Consider the following 17,377-nt stretch of genomic DNA (forward strand, 5'->3'; position numbering starts at 1 on the left):
ATCCGTCCCTGGGTGCCTTCCGATCATCGCGCACCGGCTTCGGTATCGGCCGCAGACACAACGTACGCGAAACCGAAACTTCTGGTGCACTGTCGACTGACTATTCGGACTCGAGCGCCGCAAGGACCGCTTTCGCGGTCGCCAAGCCGATGCCGGGCACCTCGGTGATCTCCTCGACGCTGGCCTGCTTCAGTTTGGCCACCGAACCGAAATGGGAGACCAGCGCGGTCCGGCGCGCCGTGCCGAGCCCCGGCACCGAGTCCAGGGCCGAGGCGGTCATCCGGCGGGACCGTTTGCTGCGATGGAACGTGATGGCGAAGCGGTGCGCCTCGTCACGGACGCGTTGCAGCAGATACAGCGCCTCGCTGGTGCGTGGCAGGATCACCGGGTCGCTCTCGCCGGGCACCCACACCTCCTCGAGCCGTTTGGCCAGGCCGATCACCGCGACATCGGTGATGCCCAGCTCGTCGAGCACCTCGGCGGCCGCGGCGACCTGGGGGGCGCCGCCGTCGACGACGAACAGGTTGGGCGGATAGGAGAACTTGCGCGGGCGTCCGGTGCGAGGATCGATGCCGGGACGGGAGGTGAGCTCCAGCGCGTCGTCGGCGCTTCCGGTCGCGGCGAGGTCCTCGTGCTCCATCATGTCGCGCTCGCGGCGCAGCTTGAGGAACCGGCGGCGAGTCACCTCGGCGATACTGCCGACGTCGTCGGAGCGGCCTTCGCCCGCCGCTTCCCGGATCGTGTAGTGGCGGTACTCGGACTTGCGGGCCAGACCGTCCTCGAAGACCACGAGCGAGGCGACCACATCGGTCCCCTGCACGTGGCTGACGTCGACGCACTCGATGCGCAGCGGCGCGGTGTCCAGTTCCAGGGCGTCCTGGATCTCTTGCAGCGCTTGGGATCTCGAGGTCAAGTCGCCCGCGCGCTTGAGCTTGTGCTGGGCCAGCGCCTCCATCGCGTTGCGCTGCACGGTCTCGGCGAGCGCCTTCTTGTCTCCCCGCTGGGGCACCCGCAGCTTCACCGCCGAACCGCGCAGGTCCGACAGCCATTGCTGGAGCTGCTCCACGTCGACGGGCAGTTCGGGCACCAGTACCTCGCGCGGCACCACGGCGGCGGGCTGCTCGTCGGCGGCCTGCTCGACCACCGCCACCTGCTCGCCGTAGAACTGGGTGAGGAACTGTTCGACCAACGCGGCGAGTTCCCCGCCCGCCTCCGGGACGTCGACCGCGTCGCCCGACTTGTCGACCACCCAGCCGCGCTGGCCGCGCACCCGGCCGTCGCGCACGTGAAAGACCTGCACCGCCACTTCCAGCTCGTCGGTGGCGAAGGCGATGACGTCGGCGTCGGTGCCCGTGCCGAGCACCACCGCCTGCTTCTCCAGTGCGCGGCGCAGCGCTTGGACGTCGTCACGCAGCCGGGCGGCGGTCTCGAAGTCCAAGTCCTCGGCGGCCTCGTGCATCCGGCGCTCCAGCTCCCGGACCAAGCGGTCGGTGCGGCCGGCGAGGAAGTCGCAGAAGTCGTCGACGATCGTGCGGTGTTCCTCGGCGCTCACCCGCCCGACACAGGGGGCCGAGCATTTGTCGATGTAGCCGAGCAGACAGGGACGCCCGATCTGACTGTGCCGCCGGAAGACTCCGTTGGAGCAGGTGCGCGCGGGAAACACCCGCAGCAGCAGATCGAGCGTCTCGCGGATGGCCCACGCGTGCGCGAAAGGGCCGAAATAGCGGACGCCTTTGCGGCGCGCGCCACGGTAGACGAACAGCCGGGGGTATTCCTCGTTCAGGGTGACGGCGAGCACCGGGTAGGACTTGTCGTCGCGGTAGCGGACGTTGAAGCGCGGATCGAACTCCTTGATCCAGTTGTATTCCAGCTGCAGCGCCTCCACCTCGGTGGAGACGACCGTCCATTCGACGCTCGCGGCGGTGGTGACCATCTGCCTCGTGCGCGGATGCAGCCCGGCGACGTCGGCGAAATACGAGTTCAGCCTGCTGCGCAGGCTCTTGGCCTTGCCGACGTAGATGACCTGCCGATGGGCGTCCCGGAATTTGTACACACCGGGTTCGACGGGGATCGTGCCCGGCGCGGGCCGGTACGTCGCTGGATCTGCCACCCATCCAGGGTATAGACCGGCACCGACAGCCCGGCCGACGGCGGCTGTCGGCGGCGGTCAGGGCACGGGGGTGCCGAACCACGCCTCGGCTTCCGGGCGGCACAGCAGGTGCACGACGGCTGCCGACGTGGCGAGCGAGTACCCCGCGGCGACGAGGGCGACAACGGGTGGGACGGTCGCGAGGTCCCGATCACCCAGCACCCGACGACACACGCTGCCGCCAGGGCGATTTCGCCGGTGGGAAGGAAACCACCGCGGCGGTCGATAGCGAGGGTTAGAGTCCCGGCATGGGGCGCAAGCGAGCAACTCGGGTCGCCGTGGCGGCGGCGTTCACACTGATCATCGGGATGGCCACCGCCTGCTCGTCCGGCGAAAGCCAGGCAGGCGGTGTCTGCGCGACGGTGCCGAACGGCACGCCGGTGACGGCCACCGCGGCGGGGCCCGCAGGCAGCGCCACCAAGGACCTCAGCACCAACCCGGAGATAGCGACCGGCTATCGCGCGAACATGACGCCGGTGCGCACGCACACCTTCGCGGTGTCCACGGCGAATCCGGTGTCGACCACAGCCGCGTGTGAGGTGCTTCGTGACGGTGGCACCGCGGCGGACGCGCTGATCGCGGCGCAGACGGTGCTCGGCCTGGTCGAGCCGCAGGCGTCCGGCATCGGCGGCGGGGCCTTCCTGATCTACTACGACGCGAACACCAAGACCGTGGACGCCTACGACGGGCGCGAGGTGGCCCCCGCCGCCGCGACCGAGAACTATCTGCGCTGGATCAGCGACACCGAGCGCACCGAGCCCACGCCGAACACGCGGGCCAGCGGCCGCTCCATCGGCGTCCCCGGGGTGCTGCGGATGCTCGAGCTGGCGCACCGCGATCACGGCAAGACCGCCTGGCGCGCGCTGTTCGACCCCGCCATCGCACTGGCCGATCAGGGCTTCCCGATCAGTCCCCGCCTCGCGGGCCAGATCGCGGAGTCGGCCAAGGACCTCGCCCCGGACGAGGACGCCAAAGCGTATTTCCTCAACCCGGACGGCAGCCCGAAGACCGCCGGTACCGTGCTGACCAATCCCGCCATGGCCAAGACGCTCGGCGCCGTCGCCACCGAGGGCGCGCAGGCCTTCTATACGGGCGCCATCGCCCAGGACATCGCCGCGGCCGCGGGCAGGTCCTCCGGCGGGCGCACTCCCGGTCTGATCACCACCCAGGACTTGGCCGGTTACCAGGCGAAGAAGCGCACCGCCCTGTGCACGGGCTACCGCGAGCACGAACTGTGCGGCATGCCCAGTCCCTCCTCGGGCGGCATCACCGTCGCCGCCACCCTGGGCATCCTGGAGAACTTCGACCTGTCGGCCCTGCGGCCGGAGAACATCGACCGCAACGGCGGCAGGCCGAACGCCCAAGCCGTGCACGTGATCTCGGAGGCCGAACGCCTCGCCTACGCCGATCGCAACAAGTACGTGGCCGACTCGGATTTCGTTCCGCTGCCGGGTAATTCCGCTCAAACCCTGCTGAATCGCGACTATCTGCGGCAGCGTGCCGGGCTGATCGATCCGAACCGCAGCATGGGCACCGCGCCGCCGGGCGACTTCGGCCCCGTGCCGCTCGGCATCGGCCCGCAACCACCCGAGCACGGCACCAGCCACATCTCGGTGGTCGACAAGTACGGCAACGCCGCGGCGATGACCACCACCGTGGAGTCGGCGTTCGGTTCCTTCCATCTGGTCGACGGCTTCGTGCTGAACAACCAGCTCACCGACTTCAATGCCGATCCGCTGGGGGCTGACGGCGTCCCGGTCGCCAACCGGGTGCAGCCGGGCAAGCGCCCGCGCAGCTCCATGAGCCCGACGCTGATCTTCGACAAGGCGCCCGACGGCTCGCGCGGCGAACTCACCCATGTGGCCGGCTCGCCCGGTGGTTCGGTGATCATCCAGTTCCTGGTGAAAACACTGGTCAACATGTTCGACTGGGGCCTGGACCCGCAGCAGGCGGTCTCCGCGGTCGCGTTCGGCGCCGGGAACAGTCCGTCCACCGGTATCGGTGGTGAGCATCCGGCGATCGACGCCACCGACAACGGCGACCACGACCCGCTGGTGCTGCGGCTACGCCAACTGGGCCATCAGGTCTCGGTGGCGCCCCAGTCCAGCGGCCTCAGCGCTCTGCAACGCAACGGCGCCGACGGCTGGATCGGCGGCGCGGATCCGCGCCGGGAAGGCGTGGTCCTCGGCGATACGCAGTGATCGAGCCAACGGGCTCGGTCGCGACCGCTGGTTGCTGTCCCGGCGCACGTCGAGTTGTCGGCGCGCCCACCGAGGGCGATACGGCTATCTACGCCGGACCATCGGTTACGCGACCGGGCCCCCGAGCCGGCGGGCGGCCGCGCACCGTGCCCGCTCACTTCCGCCCGGAATACTTCGCGCCGAGTTCGCGCAGGCGAGCCATGGCCTGCGCCGCATGCTCCTTGTCGTTCGAGCGGATCGCCAGCAACGGGACGTAGTCGTCGTCGACCAACTCCAGACGAGCCCAGGACTTCCGGTCCGGGAACGACACCCCTCGGATGTAGTCCCAGGGGAAATCGTTGTCGCCCAGTATGTTCCGCACGGACACCCCCCGGGCGCCGACCCGCACCCGCGGCCTGGTCAGCAGCAGCACGGCCGCGGCGCCGAGCAGACCTATCCCGATCATCGCGATCTGATCGGCCACCCGGAAGTTGACACCGGTCGACCCGCTGCGCAGCCAGATACCGCCCACGGTGAACGTGGCCGCCACCACCACCGCCGCGATCCAGGCCGTCCGGACCGCGCGCCGGGGGCGCACCTCGAAGTCCCACTCCGGCGTATCGTCGGCCGGGCCCACGTTCCTCCGGAAGATACGGACGACCGGCATCGCTACGCGGACTGTCGCAGGGCGCGCAGGGTCAACGCGGCGTCCAGCGCCGCGGCGGCCGCCTGTTCGCCCTTGTTCTCATCGGATTCCGGTAGCCCGGCCCGGTCCAGTGCCTGCCGCTCGTTGTTGGTGGTGAGCACCCCGTTCGCGACCGGCGTGCCCTCGTCCAGCGACACCCGGGTGAGGCCCGCGGTAACCGCGTCACACACATAGTCGAAATGCGGCGTGTCACCGCGGATCACCACACCGAGCGCCACTACCGCGTCGTGCGACTTGGCCAGCTCCTGAGCCACCACCGGCAGCTCCATCGCACCCGCGCAGCGCACCACCGTGATCTGCTGGACGCCCGCGTCCTTGGCCACCCGCTCGGCGTTCGCCAGCAGGGTGTCGCAGATCTGGGTGTGCCAGCGCGAGGCGACGATGCCCAAGGAGAGGTCCTTGGCGTCCGCCAGCGCGAAAGTCGGTACCCCGGAACCGCTCATCGATGTCCGCCTTTCGGAGTCTGTTCGCTGTTCAATGCGCGGTCTCGCCGAGATCCAGCTCGTCGAGGCCGATCAGGTCGTGGCCCATCCGGTCCCGCTTGGTGCGCAGATAACGCAGGTTCTCCGCGTTCGCGCGCAACGGCATCGGCACCCGCTCGGTGATCTGCAGGCCGTAGCCGTCCAAGCCGACCCGCTTGGCCGGATTGTTGGTGAGCAATCGCATCGACCGGATGCCCAGATCCACCAGGATCTGCGCGCCGGTGCCGTAATCGCGGGCATCCGCGGGCAGGCCGAGTTCCAGATTCGCGTCGACCGTGTCGTGGCCGGAGTCCTGCAGCTGGTAGGCCTGCAACTTGTGCATGAGGCCGATCCCGCGGCCCTCGTGACCGCGCATGTACAGCACCACGCCGCGTCCCTCGGCCGCGACCATCTCCAAGGCGGCATCCAGCTGCGGACCGCAATCGCAGCGCAACGACCCGAACACGTCACCGGTCAGGCACTCCGAGTGCACACGGACCAGGATGTCGTCGCCGTCGCTGATGTCGCCGCGAACCAGCGCGACGTGCTCCACCTCGTCGTAGATGCTCTGATAGCCGACCGCCATGAACTGCCCGTGGGCGGTGGGGATACGCGCCTCCGCCACGCGCACCACGTGCTTCTCGTGCCTGCGCCGCCACGCGATCATGTCCGCGATCGAGATCAGCGCGAGCTCGTGCTCGTCGGCGAAAACGCGCAACTCCTCGGTGCGGGCCATGTGGCCCTCGTCCTTCTGGCTGACGATCTCGCAGATCACGCCGGCCGGACGCAAGCCGGCCATGCGCGCCAGATCCACGGCGGCCTCGGTGTGACCGGGCCTGCGCAGCACGCCACCGTCCTTGGCGCGCAACGGCACCACGTGGCCGGGCCGGGTGAAATCGTCGGCCTTCGCGTCGGCGTCGGCCAGCAGCCGCATCGTGGTCGCGCGGTCGGCGCCGGAGATACCGGTCGTGACGCCCTCACGCGCGTCCACCGAGACGGTGTAGGCGGTGCCGTGCTTGTCCTGGTTCATCGCGTACATCGGCGGCAGGCCGAGCCGATCGCAGTCGTCACCGGTGAGCGGCACACAGATGTAACCGGAGGTGTAGCGGATCATGAAGGCGACCAGTTCCGGGGTGGCCTTCTCTGCCGCGAAGATGAGGTCGCCCTCGTTCTCGCGGTCCTCGTCGTCGACGACGACAACCGCCTTACCGGCGGCGATATCGGCGACTGCGCGCTCGATGCTGTCGAACCTGGTCACGTCTGCTGTGCTCCATCTCGAAATAGGTGCCTCACCACAGTACTGGGTTGGTTTTGCAGCGCCTGCGGCGCTGCGTGTTCGCGGCCCCTCGAGCCGGGCCGCGAACGACGCATGCTCGGTCTCGCTCCGCTCGAAAGACGGGGTCGAGGTGCGCTGGGCGCTCGACGCCGGGATCGCTCGACCCTGATGTTCGCCGCGCCCCGCCGCCCGCCGCGACATGGGACAACTGCCGCGGTGTCCCGAGACCTGGGCTCCCAGCGGCCATCCGCGCCTACCGGTTGCGGATAGCAGGTTTCTCGGATGCGGGCTCGGGCGCAGGCGGAGCCTGGTCGGGTTTCCCTCGCTCGGATACCTGAATTACGTCGATCCGACGAATCGAGACGATGCTCAGCGAACCGCATGTTCGGCGATCACCGTGACTGTGCCTGAGGACTACAACGCTGCGGCAGCTCCGTAGCGCACGTGCGATACCCGTCGCGCAGCCTCCGTGAGCGGGCGAGGGCGGGCGGGGCGGCCACGGTCAACCGCGCTGCTGGAGGCGTTCGACGTACTTGGCGATCACGTCGACTTCCAGGTTGACCGTGGTGCCGACGGCGGCGAAGCCGAGGTTGGTCAGGGCGAGGGTGGTGGGGATGAGGGAGACCTCGAACCAGTCCCGGCCGCCGGTGTCGGCGGGCGCGTCGGAGCTGCCGAGGCCGGAGACGGTGAGCGAGATGCCGTCCACCGTGATCGAACCCTTCTCCACGACGTAGCGGGCGATGTTCTCGGGCAGCGAGATCCGCACCACGTCCCAGTTGTCCGACGGAGTGCGCGAGAGCACGGTGCCGGTGCCGTCGACGTGCCCTTGGACCAGGTGGCCGCCGAGCCTGCTGTTCAGCGCCGCGGCGCGCTCGAGATTCACTTTGGCACCGACGTCCAGCTTGCCGATGCTCGAGCGGTTGAGCGTCTCCGCCATGACGTCGACGGTGAACGAGTCGCCGCCGACCACCTCCACGACGGTCAGACACACTCCGTTCACGGCGATCGAATCACCGTGCCCGGCATCGGAGGTCACCAGCTTGCCCTTGATCGTCAGCCGCGCGGCGTCGGTCAGCTGCTCGCTGGCGACGATCTCGCCGAGTTCCTCGACGATGCCTGTGAACATGTCGTCCGACTCCTGTCGCGTCGTTGTCTTCCGGTTGCGGAACAGCCGGGACCCGGACACTATTCCCGCACCGCCTCAGCCTAGTGACGCGGGGTCGCCATAGACAGCCGCGTTCCGGGCCGCCGAGCGCGGACCGGGCCCTGCGCCGGAACAGACCGCGTGCCGCGCCGAGGCAGGCGGAACCGGCCGGTCCCATCGGAAAGGGAACGAAATATGGCCGCACCCGCGGCGATCGCCCCGGCGGACGGGTAACGAAAATCCTTCGAAGGCATTCGCCGTACCGCATGAATTAATGTACCCCGCTGGGGAGGTTTCCGATTCATGCTCGATACCCGAACGAAACACGGTTATAACGCAGAATCCGCGCTCGGGCGACGCCGGAGGCGATATCGTTACGCGGCCGACTTCTCACGTTCAACTTTCCCGACCATGAAGTCCGATGAGGCTTTCTACCAGGGAACATTTCGGACGAACGGGAAGCCTGCCGCACGATGTTCACTCCTCGAGAAAGCCGGAGAACACAGTGGAAGAAATCGGGTTGTACACAGCTGGGAGCGCAGTGTGACCACATTTCTCGATTCGACGCCGGAAGTTCGCTGCTCACGGTATCGGCGTGAATTCCAACTGCCCGCATCGATGGATCCCGGTTCGCACCGCATTCTCCTGCACATCGGCGTCGACTACGGAGCCGTCACCATGCCCGCCGAACTCGGCGAGCAGGTGCTGCGGCAACTCGTCCAGGACGGAATCGCCGGTCCCGTCGTCGACCATCCGCGAGCCAGGCATTGGACCTTCCTCACCGGCCCCGCCCAGCCGGACGCCGTCAGCCCGGCGGTCTCGGCCGAATTGTTCCGCCTCTACGCGGCGGTGGCCTGCACGGGCAGCCAAGTGGTGCTGCCCTCACCGGACGACGAGCGCACCGGGTATCGCGTATGGATCCGGTCGCCCGAGGCCGGTGCCCGCCGTCCGCCGATCAGCGCGGTGATCGAGACGATCCGTGCGGTCGCCGGGCGCGCAACGCGGGCCCGCTAGCACCGTTCAGCGCGCCCACGCCGCGGCCGCCTGGCTGCGCAGCTTCTCGACGGTGGCCGCGGGGTCGGCGGTGCTGTAGACCGCGGACCCGGCGACGAAGCAGTCCACACCCGCTTCCGCGGCCGCCTCGATGGTGTCGGCGTTGATGCCGCCGTCGATCTCGACCAGCAGCCGCAGCTCACCGGCATCGACCAGGTTCCGCACGATGCGCGCCTTCTGCAGCACGTCCGGAATGAACGACTGCCCACCGAAGCCGGGTTCCACGCTCATCACCAACAGCGTGTCGAATTCGCGCAGGATCTCCAGGTACGGCTCGATCGGCGTGCCGGGCTTCACCGAGAGACCCGCCTTGGCGCCAGCGGCGCGGATGTCGCGGGCGACCGCGATCGGATCGTCGGTCGCCTCCGCGTGGAAGGTCACGTTGTGCGCGCCCGCCTCGGCGTACGGCGGCGCCCAGCGGGCCGGATCCTCGATCATCAGGTGGCAGTCCAGCGGGATCGCGGTCGCCTTCAGCAGGCTCTCCACCACCGGCAGGCCGATCGTGAGATTCGGCACGAAGTGTGCGTCCATCACGTCCACGTGCAGCCAGTCGGCGCCTGCGACGGCCCGCGCTTCGTCCGCGAGGTGCGCGAAGTCCGCGGACAGGATGGAGGGGGCGATCATCGGAGCGGCCGGACGCGGGTGAATCGGGTTGGACACAACGCCGGAGTCTAACGGTAGCCAGGGTTGTCCAGCGCGCGAGTGGGTAGCCTGCATAGGGTGATCAATATTTCGGCGGAACAGGGGCTCTACAGCACCCCGGTGGAGATTCGGGTGGCGGCGTCGGTGACACAACTGCCCATCGTGCGTGGGCTCGCCGAAACTCTCGTGCTACTCAGCGATTTCACGCTGGACGAGGTGGCCGACATCCGACTGGCCGTCGACGAGGTCTGCTCGACCCTGATCGCGGTCGCCGCTCCGGAAACGAGCCTGAACTGCCGTTTCACCGTCGGCGACACCGAGTTGCTGGTCCGGGTCGATGGCCTCGCGGAGAAGCCGGGGCTGCCCGACCAGCGCAGCTTCGGCTGGCATGTGCTGCGCACCCTCACCGACGCGGTGGAGGCGACCCAGGATTCGTTCGACGCGACGGTCTCCGGATATCCGACGACGGTCGAGTTCCGTCGGGTCCGGGGGAAGGCGTAGTGGCGGACGAAGACACCGTGTTCGACCCCCAGCGCGACGACGACGCCGACACGCTGACCACCGAGGACGACGACGCACTAGACGCCACGGAGACCCTGGACGCGGCGGGCGCGGTTCCCGGTTACGGCGACGTCGGATTGCTCTTCGAGCAGCTATCGGCCAGTGCGGCCGGAACGGCGCGGCACAGCGCGCTGCGCGCGGAACTGATCAGCCGCTGCATTCCGCTCGCCGACCACATCGCCCGCAAGTTCAGCGGGCGCGGTGAGCCGTTCGACGACCTGACCCAGGTCGCGCGGGTCGGGTTGGTGCACGCGGTGGATCGTTTCGACGTCGAGCGCGGCTCGAACTTCCTGTCTTTCGCGGTGCCGACCATCATGGGCGAGGTCCGCCGGTATTTCCGCGACAACACCTGGGCGATGCGAGTGCCGCGGCGGGTCAAGGAGACTCACCTGCGCATCGGCGCGGCGATCGACAGCCTTTCGCAATCCCTCGGCCGCTCGCCGACGGCGAAGGAGATCGCCGCGGAGCTGGACGTCGACCCGGACGAGGTGACCCAGGCGGTCATCGCGGGCAACGCCTACCAGCCGAGCTCGATCGACGCGGCCACGCTCGGCCGCGACACCGACGCCTCGCTCCTGGACACTCTCGGCGAGGAGGAGTCGCAGTTCGATCGGGTCGAGGAGTACGTCGCGATCCGTCCGCTGCTGGCCGGGTTGCCGGAGCGGGAACGGCGCATCCTCACCATGCGGTTCTTCGAATCGATGACCCAGACCCAGATCGCGCAGCAGATGGGTATCTCCCAGATGCACGTCTCCCGCATTCTCGCCAAAACCCTGGCCCGCTTGCGCGAGCAATCCAGCCGGGAATGAGCCCGCGCTCAGCGGGGCTTGCGTAGCGCGGCCAGGAACATGGCGTCGGTGCCGTGTCGGTGCGGCCACAGCTGTGCCCCGGGTCCGTCCCCGATATCGGTGACGCCGGGCAGCAGTTCACGAGTGTCGAGCTGCTCGGCGCCGAGACGGCGCACGGCATCTGCGACGATGGACACCGTTTCCGGCAGGTGCGGCGAGCAGGTCGAGTACACCACCACCCCACCGGGGCGTAGCAAACCGTATGCGGCGGTGAGCAATTCGCGCTGCAACACCACCAGCTCGCGGACGTCGGCCGGGGTGCGCCGCCAACGCGCCTCGGGTCTGCGGCGCAACGCCCCCAGGCCCGTGCACGGGGCGTCGACCAGGATGCGGTCGTAGCCCGGGGTCAACCCGCTCGCGCGGCCGTCGACGACGTGCACGTCCACCGGCAGGTCGTGCACGGCCTTGCGCACCAGTTCGGCGCGGTGCGCGGCGGGCTCGACGGCGTCCACCCGGAAACCGTCGATCGCGGCGATCGCGCCCAGCAGCGCGGCCTTGCCGCCCGGTCCGGCGCACAGGTCGAGCCAGCGCCCGGTGTCGGGGCCGTCGAGTACGGCCCTGGTCAGCGCCAGCGCCACCAACTGACTGCCTTCGTCCTGCACCGCCGCCATGCCCGCGCGGACCGGCTCCAGCTTGCCCGGGTCGCCGCCGTCCAAATAGACCGCGTACGGCGACCAGCGGCCCTCCTCGCCACCGGTGACCAGTGCGAGTTCCTCCGCGGTGATGTCGCCGGGACGGGCCACCAGGTGCACCAGCGGGCGGGCGTCGTCGGCGGCGAGCACGTCGCGCAGTTCCGCCGCTCGCGCGCCGAGCGCGTCGGCGAAGGCCTGCGCGATCCAGGACGGATGGGCGTACTCGAACGCCAACCGGCCGACGGGATCGGCGGGCGCGAGCGCGTCGACCCACTGCTCGGGAGTCTTCTCTCCCGCGCGCCGGAGCACGGCGTTGACGAAACCCGCTTTGCCCGCGCCGAATTCGGCGCGCGTCAGCGCGACGGAGGTGTCCACGGCGGCGTGTGCGCCGATCCGGGTGCGCAGCAACTGGTAGACGCCGAGCCGGAGCACGTCCAGCAGGGGTCCGTCGATCTCCTCGACCGGCCGGCCCGCGCCGTCGGCGATCACCGCGTCCAACAGTCCCAGCGACCGGCACGCGCCGTAGGCGAGTTCGGTGGCGAGCGCGGCGTCTCGACCCGACAATCCCCGTTCTCGCAGCAATCCGGGCAGGACGAGGTTGGCGTAGGCATCGCGCTCCCGGACCGCCCGCAGCACATCCCTGGCGACCGATCGCGGTGGATCGGCATCGTTACGGTGCGATCGTCCGGCGGCCTTGGCTCCCTCGCGCGAAGCCGGGCGCCCGCCGGTGGAACGATCCGATCGGGCAGCCGCCGAGCGTCGTCCGGTGGAGCCGCGCCGTTCGTCGTGATCACGACCACCCGCGTCGGCTCGCTTACCGCCGGAACGCCGTCCGGTGGCCCGTGCCCGGTCCGCACCATCGCGATCCTGCTGCCGCCCGCTCCCCTGCGCGCGGCCGCGGCCCGGCTCGCCGGAACGATTCGGTGCGGACTCTCGTTCGTCGCGCCGCCGGTCGCGCGCGTTGCCGTCACCGGGCCGATTGCCGCGCGTCATTCGACCACCGCGCCCGGCTGCAGGCGGGCACCGCGCGCCCAGTCGAGCGCGGCCATCATGCGCTTGCCCTGCGGCTGAACCTGGTCGAGCCGCACGGCGGTGGTCGCGGTGCCGACGAAGACACCGGACTTGCGAACCTCGATCACGCGCTGCGGCAACTCCTCCTCGACCAACTCGACCGGCCCCAGCTTCAGCCGGGTGCCGCCGACCTCGGTCCACGCCCCCGGCGCGGGGGTGACCGCGCGGATCCGCCTGCTGATGACCAGCGCGGGCAGATCCCAGCGCACGTGCCCGGCCTCGACGCCGACCTTGGGTGCGTACGAGACGCCGTCGGCGGACTGCGGCACCGGGTGCAAGCGCCCGTCCTCCACCCCGTCGAGCGTCGCTTCCAGCAGGTGGGAGCCGCTGTCGGCCAACCGCTGCAAAAGGCTGCCCGCGGTGTCGGTGACGGCGATCTTCTCGGTCACCATCCCGAAAACCGGACCGGTGTCCAGGCCGGCCTCGATCCGGAAGGTGGAGGCGCCGGTGATCTCGTCGCCCGCATCGATCGCCGCCTGCACCGGCGCCGCGCCGCGCCACGCGGGCAGCAGCGAGAAATGCAGATTGATCCAGCCGAAGCGCGGGATGTCGAGCACCTGCTGGGGTAGCAGCGCGCCGTAGGCGACGACGGGACAGCAGTCCGGCGCCAATTCGGTCAGCCGCGCGACGAAATCCGGCTCCGAGGGCCGGCCCGGGGTGAATACCGGGATGCCGTATTCGTCGGCCAACCGGCCGACCGGCGATCTGGTCACCTTCCGGCCGCGGCCCGCGACCGCGTCCGGCCGCGTCACCACGGCGATCACCTCGTGCCGCGCCGATTCCAGCAGACGCCGCAGCGACGGAACCGCCGGTTCCGGGGTTCCCGCGAAGACGACGCGCATCAGCGGCCCACCCCGAACGGGTTGGGCCGGCCCGCACCGCTCATCGAGCGGGCCGGGCGCACCGTCAAGCCCGCTGCGAACCACTCGGATTCGCGGATCACCCGCATCGCCTCCTTGCGCTGAGCCGGGTCGAGACGGTCGATGAACAGCACCCCGTCGAGATGATCGGTCTCGTGCTGCACGCATCGCGCCAGCAGCCCCTCGGCCTCGAAGGCGACCGGTCTGCCGTCGACGTCCACACCGGATGCCCGCACCCGCAGCACCCGGCGCGTGTCGTAGCGCACGCCGGGAATCGATAGGCAGCCTTCCGGCCCGACCTGCTCCTCGTCGCCGACGACCTCCCATTGCGGGTTGACCAGATGCCCCGCGGCGTCGCCCGTGTCGTAGACGAACACGCGCAGGCCGACCCCGATCTGCGGCGCGGCCATCCCGACACCGCCGTCGTCGTGCATCGTCTCGGTCAGGTCGGTCACCAGCTGCCGCAGCTCCCGGTCGAACGCGGTGACCTCCGCGGCGCGGGCACGCAGGATGGGATCGCCGAACAGGCGAACGGGCTGGATGGTCACGGCTGGCTCCCGAAAGCGGACGAATACGGTCGCCCCATTCTAGTGAGACGATCGGAAATCCCCGATTCACCGGCCCGAAGCTGGTACAACTCCTATGCGGTCCGGGCGGGGTGTCGATCCCTCCGCCCGGCCGCCCGGAAAAGGCCTGGTCAGCGGCCCATCGATGACACCTGACCTGCTTCTCACCTGCAGGTTCACGACATGTCGATGCATTTCAGTACCGAACGTAGCGGGATTGTGGTGACGGCGTCAACAACCAGGTCAGCGCAGTTTTGGACGCTCCAGTGGTGACGGCGTCACCAGCAAAGTGGTGACGGCGTCACCACCCCATCAACCAGGTACCCAGGCGCAGCGCATGGCTCATCTGCTGATCAAAGTGGTGCTGCACCGCGCCACCATGCTGCTCGCGCAGTGGTCCTCCGCCTACACCGCCGCAGACTCCGAACCGACCGGCGACACCGCGGTCGACGACATGATCTCCCGCCACCGTGCGGCTGCACGCCAGCGGATGCTGAACATCGACTACCAGGGCTCGCTCGAACAGTTGGCGGCCGCGCTGACCGATGCCTGGCTGTGGCGTGGCACCTCTACGCTCGCAGCCGAAACCCTGGCCAACCTGATCGAGGACTTCCGCGACGAGTACGGGCTGATCCTCGACCCCGACACCGCCACGGTCACCGTAGACCCCGCTGTCGACCTCGGCTGGGCGGAATGGTCCAACGAGCGCGTCAGCGCGCTCAACCGGTCGATCTCCGCCGAGAAGTTCGCCAAGACCATTTTGCCCGCCGCCATCCCGTCCGAGCACCGCCGCGAGGTCGATCAGCAACTGCACCGGTGGGCGATGGCGTTCTCCAGATTTCCCGACAGCCGAGAACGCCTCCGCCTCAACGCCATCCGCGAGGACCTCGACGTGGCGATGCAACGCGCCGCGGTCCCGGCCGCCACAGGAGAAGCCATCCATTTCGGGCTCATCTACCTCTCCGGGTGGGCGGGCGCTGGGCTTCGCCCTGCCGGGGCTTCCTCTGCTGGTGTGTGGCAGCAATGGCTCAGTCGCCTGGGGACTGGCCAATATTCCTGCCGACGTGACCCGCCTCGTCGCCGCACCCGACGACCAAATCACCGAGCGCACCGAGATCATCCAGGTCCGCGGCGCAGACCCGGTGCCCATCACCGTCCACAGCACTCCCGCCGGACCCGTGTTGCCCGAGCCGGTGCTCGGCGCCCCTGTCGCACTCCAATGGAACGGCCTGCGTCTCGAGGCAACCGACCTGCGCTGGACGGAGCTGCTGGAGGCGCACAGCGCGCTCGAGGCTTGCGCAATCGCACACGGTAGCGGCAGTCCGCCCTTGGCAATGATCATCATCGACGCCGATTCCAGCCTTGTGCAGACGGTCTCCGGCCGCTATCCCAACCGGACCGACACGGAACTGCTGCCCGGCTTCATCGACACTGACCGGCTTCCGACGGTCGCCCTCGCCGCGGACGACGTCGCGGTCTGGGCGAACGACCCTCCTCCACACCGCGACAGCGACGTCGGCACGAACGTCCCCGCATCTTACCGCCGTTTCCGCATCGCTGAGCTCCTCGAGACCCGCGACGACTGGGACGAACCGTCCCTCTTCGCCATGCAGCGCGACGCGCATGCTGGTTTCTACACCTTCTACCACGACCAGGCTCTGCAACTGACCGGACTCCTTCGCTCGCCACTGGCCGATGAGGCCACACGGGCGCTGCTGGCCTGGGACGGCCGCAGTGGGCCTGACAGTCTCGGAATCGCCCTGCTCGTCGCGTTCCGAGCCCGCTTGGTGCACGATCTCATGGCCCGACTGCTGCATCGATGCGCCGCTGCAGACCCAGCATTCCGCTACACCTGGCGTAACCCCGAACCGGTGCTGCGACGCCTGCTGAGGGAGACACCATCCCCGATCCCCAGCTTGCTGGACGGCTCTGCCGACTGGTCCGACTACCTAGCTGCCCGGCCCGACACCGCCGCCCAGCAACTCGCGGCAGCCCATCCGAGCACGCCGCTGAGCCGACTGCGCTGGCGCGACGTATTACAGGTGGAGGTCCCACACCCGTTGGGGGTCACCTGGCTGACCCGCTTCTTCAGCCTCAGGCATCTGGTGCCAGAAGGCGGCCTGGAAAGTATCGCCGCTTACGGCCCCGGCCACGGCCCAGTCCAACGCCTCATCGTCTCCCCTGGACACGAATACGATGGATTAGCCCAGATGCCCGGCGGGCAGTCGGGTGTCGTGTACTCCAGCTACTACCGCGATCAACACCGCGCCTGGCGGACCGGCCGCCCAACCCCGCTGCAGACAGTGCCCGACGACTCGACTCACCGACTCCCACCTCCAATACCGCATCCGCATGGCCCGACAGTCCAGATCGCCCACAGAGAGCCACCACCGCGAAACACCCTGCGTGGGTAACTGACTACCCAGACATTCCTCGACCGCAAGTCAAGCGGTTACGAACGGGCTGCTGGGCAACATGATTCGTCTTCGAGCGAGATGCCGTGACCGCAGTTTCGGGAGGATGGGCAAATCCCGCCCTCGATGCCTCCATCTGCGCTGCCCGATCGGCGACTTCCGCCCGGTGGTGGCCTTGTGCAACGCGATCCACGAGCGCTCACGCACTTCGAGCATCGTCTCGAAGTAGCGGTCGCTCCAAGCACCCCTCTCAAGCTCGCGATCGAGCCTGCTCAGGTGCTTGTCGAGATCACGAGCCGCCACGTCGTCAGGGTCGCCGCCCTGCGCAGCTGCTCGATCACGTCGAGGTAGTGGTTCTCCAACGTCCGGTCGTCCATGGCGTTTCTCCCCGCAGCAATGGATGCACCGATCAGAGTCGGCAACCCGTCGCCGCAGCGGTGCGGCGGATAGTTGACCAGCCACGCGGGGCGGCCTTTGAACGGGGCTGGATGGCGTCAGCCGAGGCGCTTCGCGCTGTCAGTACCGCTCCGCGGCATCACCGGGATCGCGACGTTCGGCAAGGCCGACTCGGTGCGCTGGTTCAACGCCGCGAAGGTCCAGGCTGAACATCCGGAACTATGGGTGCAGTTCGACCGCTTACGAACGGGCTGCCACCGCACGAAAGATACCCGCGGCAGTGGATTTGACACAAATTTCAGGTTCTGGGCACCTTTCCTCCAACGATTTCTCCGCACTATCGAGGCGTGAGATCCCGGCCACATACCCACCTCTATTTACCAGTTATTTGCCGATCCGCTGCCCTTGTCGAGCCGAC

Annotated in this window: 16 protein-coding genes; 5 read left to right on the forward strand and 11 right to left on the reverse strand. The window is 68.9% G+C overall.

Translation table 11 applies throughout. From position 1 onward, the window contains the following. Positions 1-100: 100 nt before the first annotated feature. A complete protein-coding gene (gene uvrC, locus ACT89H_RS09785; protein WP_445108195.1) occupies positions 101-2,110 on the reverse strand; it encodes an excinuclease ABC subunit UvrC in 2,010 nt (669 codons plus the stop codon). 57 nt (positions 2,111-2,167) lie between these two features. Further along, positions 2,168-2,311, reverse strand: a complete 144-nt coding sequence (locus tag ACT89H_RS09790; RefSeq protein WP_445108196.1) for a hypothetical protein — start codon at positions 2,309-2,311, stop codon at positions 2,168-2,170. An 86-nt stretch (positions 2,312-2,397) separates the two neighbouring features. On the opposite strand from ACT89H_RS09790, the gene ACT89H_RS09795 reads away from it, so the two are divergent. Then, the gene (locus ACT89H_RS09795; RefSeq protein ID WP_445108197.1) at positions 2,398-4,350 is read left to right on the forward strand and encodes a gamma-glutamyltransferase family protein; all 1,953 of its coding nucleotides are present in this window, start codon (positions 2,398-2,400) and stop codon (positions 4,348-4,350) included. Between the two features lie 154 nt (positions 4,351-4,504). Here the strand turns inward: ACT89H_RS09795 and ACT89H_RS09800 are convergent, their stop codons facing one another. The 4 genes from ACT89H_RS09800 to ACT89H_RS09815 form a co-directional block, all read right to left on the reverse strand. Next, entirely contained in the window at positions 4,505-4,996 is a 492-nt protein-coding gene (locus ACT89H_RS09800) for a PH domain-containing protein (RefSeq protein WP_445108198.1), read from the reverse strand. A 2-nt stretch (positions 4,997-4,998) separates the two neighbouring features. Beyond that, positions 4,999-5,478 (reverse strand): 6,7-dimethyl-8-ribityllumazine synthase, encoded by a 480-nt coding sequence (gene ribH, locus ACT89H_RS09805; protein WP_445108199.1) that lies wholly within the window; start codon positions 5,476-5,478, stop codon positions 4,999-5,001. Between the two features lie 31 nt (positions 5,479-5,509). Continuing rightward, positions 5,510-6,754 (reverse strand): bifunctional 3,4-dihydroxy-2-butanone-4-phosphate synthase/GTP cyclohydrolase II, encoded by a 1,245-nt coding sequence (locus ACT89H_RS09810; RefSeq protein WP_445108200.1) that lies wholly within the window; start codon positions 6,752-6,754, stop codon positions 5,510-5,512. A gap of 520 nt (positions 6,755-7,274) precedes the next feature. After that, positions 7,275-7,898 (reverse strand): riboflavin synthase, encoded by a 624-nt coding sequence (locus tag ACT89H_RS09815; protein WP_445108201.1) that lies wholly within the window; start codon positions 7,896-7,898, stop codon positions 7,275-7,277. Between the two features lie 561 nt (positions 7,899-8,459). Between ACT89H_RS09815 and ACT89H_RS09820 the strand changes: the two genes are divergently transcribed. Then, positions 8,460-8,930 carry a hypothetical protein gene (locus tag ACT89H_RS09820; RefSeq protein WP_445108202.1) on the forward strand — a complete coding sequence of 157 codons (471 nt, stop codon included), beginning with the start codon at positions 8,460-8,462 and terminating at the stop codon, positions 8,928-8,930. Between the two features lie 6 nt (positions 8,931-8,936). Here ACT89H_RS09820 and rpe read toward each other — a convergent pair whose 3' ends face one another. Then, positions 8,937-9,593 carry a ribulose-phosphate 3-epimerase gene (rpe, locus tag ACT89H_RS09825; RefSeq protein WP_445108274.1) on the reverse strand — a complete coding sequence of 219 codons (657 nt, stop codon included), beginning with the start codon at positions 9,591-9,593 and terminating at the stop codon, positions 8,937-8,939. A gap of 96 nt (positions 9,594-9,689) precedes the next feature. Between rpe and ACT89H_RS09830 the strand changes: the two genes are divergently transcribed. Both ACT89H_RS09830 and ACT89H_RS09835 read left to right on the forward strand, forming a co-directional pair. Further along, a complete protein-coding gene (locus ACT89H_RS09830) occupies positions 9,690-10,112 on the forward strand; it encodes an ATP-binding protein (protein WP_039798878.1) in 423 nt (140 codons plus the stop codon). After that, the gene (locus ACT89H_RS09835; protein ID WP_445108203.1) at positions 10,112-10,981 is read left to right on the forward strand and encodes an RNA polymerase sigma factor SigF; all 870 of its coding nucleotides are present in this window, start codon (positions 10,112-10,114) and stop codon (positions 10,979-10,981) included. The genes ACT89H_RS09830 and ACT89H_RS09835 overlap by 1 nt, the downstream gene beginning before the upstream one ends. A gap of 8 nt (positions 10,982-10,989) precedes the next feature. Here the strand turns inward: ACT89H_RS09835 and ACT89H_RS09840 are convergent, their stop codons facing one another. The 4 genes from ACT89H_RS09840 to ACT89H_RS09855 form a co-directional block, all read right to left on the reverse strand. Next, entirely contained in the window at positions 10,990-12,645 is a 1,656-nt protein-coding gene (locus ACT89H_RS09840; protein WP_445108204.1) for an RsmB/NOP family class I SAM-dependent RNA methyltransferase, read from the reverse strand. Continuing rightward, positions 12,642-13,565, reverse strand: a complete 924-nt coding sequence (fmt, locus tag ACT89H_RS09845) for a methionyl-tRNA formyltransferase (RefSeq protein ID WP_445108205.1) — start codon at positions 13,563-13,565, stop codon at positions 12,642-12,644. Before fmt ends, ACT89H_RS09840 begins: the two co-directional genes overlap by 4 nt. Then, positions 13,565-14,131: a peptide deformylase gene (def, locus tag ACT89H_RS09850; protein ID WP_445108206.1), complete on the reverse strand. Its 567-nt coding sequence runs from the start codon at positions 14,129-14,131 to the stop codon at positions 13,565-13,567. Before def ends, fmt begins: the two co-directional genes overlap by 1 nt. A 319-nt stretch (positions 14,132-14,450) precedes the next feature. Further along, positions 14,451-15,092 carry a hypothetical protein gene (locus tag ACT89H_RS09855; RefSeq protein WP_445108207.1) on the reverse strand — a complete coding sequence of 214 codons (642 nt, stop codon included), beginning with the start codon at positions 15,090-15,092 and terminating at the stop codon, positions 14,451-14,453. Here ACT89H_RS09855 and ACT89H_RS09860 point away from each other — a divergent pair. Next, on the forward strand, positions 15,091-16,563 hold the full coding sequence (locus ACT89H_RS09860; protein WP_445108275.1) for a penicillin acylase family protein: 1,473 nt from the start codon (positions 15,091-15,093) through the stop codon (positions 16,561-16,563). The two genes, ACT89H_RS09855 and ACT89H_RS09860, sit on opposite strands and share 2 nt — an antisense overlap. Positions 16,564-17,377 lie beyond the last annotated feature (814 nt).

This window comes from Nocardia aegles (assembly GCF_052545135.1).

Coding starts and splice junctions, on each gene's coding strand:
- ACT89H_RS09795 (WP_445108197.1), top strand. CDS start 2,398: ATGGGGCGCAAGCGAGCAACTCGGGTCGCCGTGGCGGCGGCGTTCACA.
- ACT89H_RS09800 (WP_445108198.1), bottom strand. CDS start 4,996: ATGCCGGTCGTCCGTATCTTCCGGAGGAACGTGGGCCCGGCCGACGAT.
- ribH (WP_445108199.1), bottom strand. CDS start 5,478: ATGAGCGGTTCCGGGGTACCGACTTTCGCGCTGGCGGACGCCAAGGAC.
- ACT89H_RS09815 (WP_445108201.1), bottom strand. CDS start 7,898: ATGTTCACAGGCATCGTCGAGGAACTCGGCGAGATCGTCGCCAGCGAG.
- rpe (WP_445108274.1), bottom strand. CDS start 9,593: ATGATCGCCCCCTCCATCCTGTCCGCGGACTTCGCGCACCTCGCGGAC.
- ACT89H_RS09840 (WP_445108204.1), bottom strand. CDS start 12,645: ATGACGCGCGGCAATCGGCCCGGTGACGGCAACGCGCGCGACCGGCGG.
- fmt (WP_445108205.1), bottom strand. CDS start 13,565: ATGCGCGTCGTCTTCGCGGGAACCCCGGAACCGGCGGTTCCGTCGCTG.
- ACT89H_RS09855 (WP_445108207.1), bottom strand. CDS start 15,092: ATGGATGGCTTCTCCTGTGGCGGCCGGGACCGCGGCGCGTTGCATCGC.